The following is a 6,084-nucleotide window of genomic DNA, read 5'->3' on the forward strand; positions in this document are numbered from 1 at the left end:
GAGACTTCAAGCCTGAGACCGCGGGCTGTCACGCCGGCCGGCCGTGTGGCCGCGCGACACAGCGACACCGAAGCACCGAGTCGAGGCGCCGAGTTCACGCGTCACTCCGTCACGGCCTGCGTGGGGCCGGCCTGCGCGGGGCCCACCGGAGTGTCGCGTGAACGGCGCTGGAGCACGATGAACCAGGCCAGTCCGGCCAGCGTCACCGCGGAGGCGATGTAGAAGTTCAGCCGCAGGCCCAGGAAGTACTGCGACGGATCCACGCGCAGCGACTCCTCGAAGATGCGGAAGGCCGCGTACCCGGCGACGTACAAGGCGAACAGGCTGCCCGGGCGGACCCTACCCGTACGTCCGAGCCAGACGAGGAAGCCGGCCAGGGCGAAGTCCCAGATCAGCTCGTACAGGAATGTCGGATGGAACGTCGGGTCCTGTAGGTGGCCGGCAGGCCGATGGTCGGGCGATATCTCCAGTCCCCACGGGAGGCTGGTCGGCCCGCCCGTCAGCTCCTGGTTGAAGTAGTTGCCGATCCGGCCCACCCCCTGGGCGATCAACAGGCAGGGCGCCACGGCGTCCATCATGTGCGTGACACTGAACCCGGCCCGACGCAGCCGCCAGACGCAGACCAGCGTGGCCAGCGCGACGCCACCCCAGATGCCCAGGCCGCCCTGCCACACCGCCAACGGCCCCCACCAGTGTGGCGGGATGAACTGCGGGGTGGTCACGTCGAAGTAGATGCGCGCGCCGATGATCCCGGCCGGTACGCCCCACAGGGCCATCTCCTCGACCAGCGCCGGATTGCCACCCATGGCCCGCCAGCGGCGCCGGCCGATGAAGACCGCGAGCGCGATGCCCACGACGTACATGAGCCCGTAGAAGTGGACGAAGAGCGGCCCCAGGTGAAAACCGTTCACCGGCGGGCTCGGGATCGCTGCAAGCGGCATGTTGTCGAGGGTATTGCGGGTGGCGGCCCCGATCGCCCCGTCCCGGCTTGGCGGCCAATTACGCTACTTGAGTTGCGGAATTCGCCAGGGGTCGGCTAGCGTGGCTCCGCGGATGATCCGGCGGGTTCGGGAGTCTCTTCGGGAGGATCGAGGATGCCGACCCGTGCGCTGGCGAGGGTCTCTGCGGGAGTGGGGATCTCTGTGCTGGCGGGGCCTGCATTGGCGGGGGCTGTGCTGGCGGGGGCTGTGCTGGCGAGGACGGCGCTGGCCTGGGCTGCGCTGGCGGGGATGGCGCGGGCGGGGACGGCGCCGGCTCTCGGCGGGGGGCTGCCGTCGTGACGCGAGGCCGGCCGCGCGACGCGACCGTGGCCGACCGTGTGGTCGCCGTGGCGGGGGCGTTGCTGCGCGAAGGCGGGTACGCCGGCTTCACCGTCGACGAGGTGGCCAGCCGGGCCGGAGTGGCGAAGACCACGTTGTACCGCCGCTGGCCGACCCGTGACCACCTGGTAGCCGCGGCCGTCGCCACCATGCTCGCAGAGACGCCGTTGCGGGACACCGGGGACGCGCGAGCCGATCTGGTACGCGCGACCCTCGACATCGCGGCCGGCCTGCGCGCGCAGACCCGGGCGCTGATCGCGGAACTCGTCGCCTACGGCGCTCGCCACGACGACCTCGGCAGCTTCCTGCGAGAGCTGTGGACGCAGCGGCGGCAGGCCGCGTCCGAACTGATCGAGCGCGGGACCGCGCGAGGCCAACTGCGTTCCGGTACCGATCCGGCGATGCTCATCGACGCGCTGGTCGGACCGCTGTACTACCGGGTTCTCGTCACCGGAGACCCGATCACCGACGACTACGTGAGGGCAATGGCCGACGCCGCGTTGAGCGGCGTCGCCGGGCAAGCGGAGGTACCGGAATGAGTCCGCTGTCCTATCGGGTACGCGCTGAGAATCGAGTGTGCCGCCACCCCCGAGGACGTCTGGCGTGCTCGTCGACCTGCCCAGTTACCCCGATTGGCACCCGGCCATCGTGGAGACCAGCGGCGAGCTGCGCGTCGGTGCCCGCCAACGGGAGGTGGTGCGCACCGGCGGTGAACTCGGCGGCGTGCTCGTCCCCTTCCTTCGTGGCAGGCTGGCCACCGATACTCTGGCTCAGTTCAACGCGGCCCTTGGCGGCTTGGCCGCCCGCCTGAACGGGGCTCGTCCGCACAGCGAGCCTTCACACTGAGAGGACTGAGGCACATGGATACGGCGACACCGCTTCCGGTACTCGCAACCGAGGTTGGTCCGCCGTTGGACTACTACCTCATCCTTCCCGAAGCGCCGTTCGAAACGGCGGGTCATGGGACGGTCGGTCACGGGACGGCTGGTCACGGGACGGCGGGTCAAGGGATGGCGGCGTCGCCCGATGGGATTGTGGTCGAAGAGTTCGTCCTCGCCGAGGATTTCTCCGCGATCGGGCTGCACAGCACCGGTTGGACTCCAGCTCTGTCGTCGGCTTCGGCTCTGTCGTCGTCTTCGGGGCCCTCTTCGTCGTCTTCGTCGCCGGCTTCGGCTCAGGGCTCGGCTCAGGGATCGGCCGGTCCGTCGGGTGCTGACTGGTGGAGTTCCAGGGCGCTCAGCCGTGGCATGCGCGTCGACCCGGCACTGCGCGCCCGAGTCGTTCCCGTCGGCCGGAACGATGCCGAAGCCGCTTATCGCCAACTCGGCGGGGGAGACCTGCCCGACGAGACCACACTGCGTACCCACTTCGACGGCTACGAGCCGCTCGCCGACTCCGCTCCCTTGCACCTCGGATCCGGCGACGTACCCGACGGTTTCATCGACAAGCGCGTTTACCGGATCCTGTTCGCCAAGGAGTTGAGCGCCGAACGGCTGGCAAACCTCGTGACGCTCTGGCAGCTGGCGCCGGTCGATGACCTGACCGATCCACGGGCGCGGGTCCTCGGTACCGCTTCGCGTCACGTCTCTGACGACGTCTTCACCTGGGACCTACGCCGCATCGGAGCCTCTGTCGCATGGTGCGTCGATCTGACCGCGTATCTGCGTGACAGCTCCGGCAGCGGAATCGGGCCGATGCTTCGTGAGTTGAGGACGGACATGCGCCGGCAAGGGCTGATCCCGGTGACCGTCGAACGCTTCTCGTGACGCCGAGGCCGTGCGGCTCATGATGTGTGCGCTGAGCGTGTTGCGGCAGGGCGTGTTGCGGCAGGGCGTCTACTCGCCGAACGGCTGAGGCCGATTGTTCGGTGCTTCGATGGGCGGCGTTCCGATGGGGCGCAGACCTTCGGCGAGGCGCCGGGTGATGTCGAAGTCGGGAATCTTCCGGTACCCGTCGCCGTCGTCCCCGGTCTCGACACCACGGAAGCCCCCACCGCTGAACGTCTCCCGCAGGTACCCGACGAAGTAGTCGCCGAACAGGTGACCCTCGCTCGTCGGCATCCCGTAGATACGGAAGTCCGCACCGGCATCGGGGAGCAGCACGTGGTAGTTCATCCCGACGCTGTGGTTCGCCTTGTGACACTCGTCCGGCGCGAGGAACCAGGCGCGCCTGCCATGGTCCGGGTCCCACACCGCGTCTTCGCAGACGAGTGGCTCGACGACCAGCGGGTCGTACGCGCCCAGATACTCGACGGATGCCACCGCTCGGTTCTGGCCTAGGTACCGGTCGGCCAACTGCGTCCAGGACTGCCGAAAGTCGACCGTGCCGACGATTTCGTAGAAAGCGCGCAGCGACAACGGTAGTGGCCCGTGCCGCGTCTCGAAGGTGTCGAGCCGCGTGGCGGCATCGGCCTCGGGTGGCGCGTGCGCCCGCTCGGGCTGGTGGAACTGGTAGCCGACATCCTGTAGGCGCCGGTGCAGGATGTCGACGTTGTCGCGTACCCGCCGCATCGTCTCGACGGCCACGCCCCAAGCGTCGGCGAAGAGCGACTCGTCGCGGACCGCCGAACCGAGGTCTCGCAGGTCCGTCCAGACCCTCTCGCGGTCGCCGCGAAGGTACCGTTCCAGAAAGGTGGCTGGCCCGCAAGGGCTCACGCCGTATCCTGCGGGTCACGCGCCCCGAGGCGTGCCTCGGGCAGTGTCGGCTCGAACAGTTCGACCGGATTGCCGGACGGGTCTTCGACCAGGACCTGCCTGCCGCCGACGCCCGCGATGATGTCGTTGCGGAAACGGGCCCCGTGCGCGCGCAGCCTCACCACGAGGGCGTCCAGATCCGCGACCTCCAGTTGGAAGCGGTTCCAGCCGCCGGGCGCGGGTACCGTGCCGTCAGGCATCGCCTGCCCACCGCCCGGCCCGCCGCCCGGGGCGCTGAGCACCAGCCGCAGGTCACCGTGGGAGAGCATGGCGAACGTGGGGGCCGGGTGCATCACCTCCCGGAAGTCGAGCTCCTGGCAGTAGAAGGCGATTGCGGCGTCGACGTCATCGACGATGTACCGTACGCTGACCGTGGCCACCGGGCACTCCCTTCAGGGCAGGCGCATTCTCCGGTCTCGGGTCGCGTCTTCCGGTCTCCGGTCTCCGGCTTCCTTGACGATCCGAAGAACCCGACGACCTGACGCCCCGAAGGTCCGAAGACTCTCCGGTCTCAGAGACTATAGAATCACGCCGCCGCCCGGCAGGATCTCGGTATGGGATTCGAAGGTCTGGCATACACGGGTACGCCGCATGACCGGGCAGCCGACCGCCGCGGCGACCCCGGCTGGACCGCCGATCGGCTGGCGCGGGCAGACACCCGCGTCATTCCGCTGTGGCGTGACCGTTGCCTGTTGTCGTCCGACGGTACACCGGTTGATCTCGCCGGCGCGGCCGCGCAAGCGGTGGCCGGGGAATCCGAGCAGGTCGCGCTGCTCGGCCTGGACGGACCGCGGACGGTCTTCACCGCGGACCTGTCGCACCTGAGCGAGGCTGACGCCGTGCGCCTCGGGAACGCCGAGTCGACCGCGGACGTGCGGAGGCTGGCCGCCGCGTTGCCGCTGCCGGAGGCGGCGACTCTGGCGTACGCGCGCGGAGTCCTCTACTGGAACCGGCATCAGCGCTTCTGTGGCTCCTGCGGCGCACCGACGATCGGCCGCAGCGCGGGACATGTGCGGGCGTGCTCCGCCGCCGGATGCGGCCGGGAGCACTTCCCGCGCATCGAGCCGGCGGTCATCGTCCTGGTGGAGTCGCCTGAGCCGCCGGCGCGCTGCCTGCTGGCCCGGCATCACGGCGCGGGCCCTGACGGGTTCTCGTTGTTGGCGGGATTCGTGGAGATCGGGGAGAGCCTGGAGGGCGCGGTACGCCGCGAGTTGGCGGAGGAGGCGGGCGTCGCGGTCGGTGAGGTGACGTACCGGGGTTCGCAGGGCTGGCCGTTTCCGGCCGGGCTGATGGTGGGTTTCTTCGCGAAGGCGCTCGACGAGCGGATCGAGGTGGACGGCAACGAACTGCGGGAGGCGCGCTGGTTCACCAGGGAACAACTGGTGGAGCGCATCGTCGCCGGCCCGGGCTCGGGTCCGTCGGACTCGATCGGTGGCCGGTTGATGCGCTCCTGGGCGGGGCTGGATGCTGGCGTTCCGGACGTTGTCGGGCCGGATTCCGGTGTTCTAGACGTCGCCAGGCCGGATGCCGGCGGGCTCGGTCCGGCTGGCGTCCCGGCGCAGGTCGGGAGTCGGTTTAAGAGTTCCTCACAAGTTGACTAGCGGGCTGAATGTCCTATGTGGATAATCCTCGATTGCGAGGAGGGTGAACAGCCGCCGTGGATTGTCTCGGACGGGCTGTGGCACCGCCTCGAGTGGGCCGCGGCAGCGCATCGAGTGGATGGCAGCGCATAGTGGGCTGTGGCGGCGCATCGAGTGGGCTGTGGCAGCGCATCGAGTAGCAGCATCGACACGCGCGTCGTCCGCCGTCAGCCGCGCGGCTCCGGTCTCGGCCCGAAGCTCAGGTGGGTGATCGAGCGAGCCGGAGCCTGGCACCAGGGCATAAGACGTCGCCATGAGACGTCGCCATGAGACGCAGCCATGAAACGCAGCCATGAAACGCCTACGCATCCGCTGTGGACGCCGTGACGACACCCACGCAACGTTCCTCGCTCACGCAGGTCACCCGGCTTTGTGAGGATGTCTTATTCGCGTCGGTGGTAGTTGTTGCGGCGGGGCTGTTGTTCCGCGTCG

The 6,084-nt window shown here is 69.2% G+C and carries 7 protein-coding genes; 4 read left to right on the forward strand and 3 right to left on the reverse strand.

Annotated features, from left to right (window positions below):
- Window positions 1-101 precede the first annotated feature (101 nt).
- Entirely contained in the window at window positions 102-941 is an 840-nt protein-coding gene (lgt, locus tag Raf01_RS44330; RefSeq protein WP_203924173.1) for a prolipoprotein diacylglyceryl transferase, read from the reverse strand.
- A gap of 335 nt (window positions 942-1,276) precedes the next feature.
- Between lgt and Raf01_RS44335 the strand changes: the two genes are divergently transcribed.
- The 3 genes from Raf01_RS44335 (at window position 1,277) to Raf01_RS44345 (ending at window position 3,085) form a co-directional block, all read left to right on the forward strand.
- On the forward strand, window positions 1,277-1,858 hold the full coding sequence (locus tag Raf01_RS44335) for a TetR/AcrR family transcriptional regulator (RefSeq protein WP_203924174.1): 582 nt from the start codon (window positions 1,277-1,279) through the stop codon (window positions 1,856-1,858).
- A gap of 64 nt (window positions 1,859-1,922) precedes the next feature.
- Complete coding sequence (locus Raf01_RS44340) at window positions 1,923-2,165, forward strand: hypothetical protein (RefSeq protein ID WP_203924175.1); 243 nt, start codon at window positions 1,923-1,925, stop codon at window positions 2,163-2,165.
- Between the two features lie 401 nt (window positions 2,166-2,566).
- The gene (locus Raf01_RS44345; protein ID WP_203924176.1) at window positions 2,567-3,085 is read left to right on the forward strand and encodes a hypothetical protein; all 519 of its coding nucleotides are present in this window, start codon (window positions 2,567-2,569) and stop codon (window positions 3,083-3,085) included.
- A 69-nt stretch (window positions 3,086-3,154) separates the two neighbouring features.
- Here Raf01_RS44345 and Raf01_RS44350 read toward each other — a convergent pair whose 3' ends face one another.
- Both Raf01_RS44350 and Raf01_RS44355 read right to left on the reverse strand, forming a co-directional pair.
- Complete coding sequence (locus Raf01_RS44350; protein WP_203924177.1) at window positions 3,155-3,973, reverse strand: hypothetical protein; 819 nt, start codon at window positions 3,971-3,973, stop codon at window positions 3,155-3,157.
- Window positions 3,970-4,392, reverse strand: coding sequence for a VOC family protein (locus Raf01_RS44355; RefSeq protein WP_203924178.1), 423 nt, complete (start codon window positions 4,390-4,392; stop codon window positions 3,970-3,972). The genes Raf01_RS44350 and Raf01_RS44355 overlap by 4 nt, the downstream gene beginning before the upstream one ends.
- 174 nt (window positions 4,393-4,566) lie before the next feature.
- On the opposite strand from Raf01_RS44355, the gene nudC reads away from it, so the two are divergent.
- Complete coding sequence (nudC, locus tag Raf01_RS44360) at window positions 4,567-5,613, forward strand: NAD(+) diphosphatase (RefSeq protein WP_203924179.1); 1,047 nt, start codon at window positions 4,567-4,569, stop codon at window positions 5,611-5,613.
- Window positions 5,614-6,084: the final 471 nt, after the last annotated feature.

The sequence above is a fragment of the Rugosimonospora africana genome, from assembly GCF_016862975.1.
Classification (GTDB): Bacteria; Actinomycetota; Actinomycetes; order Mycobacteriales; family Micromonosporaceae; genus Rugosimonospora; species Rugosimonospora africana.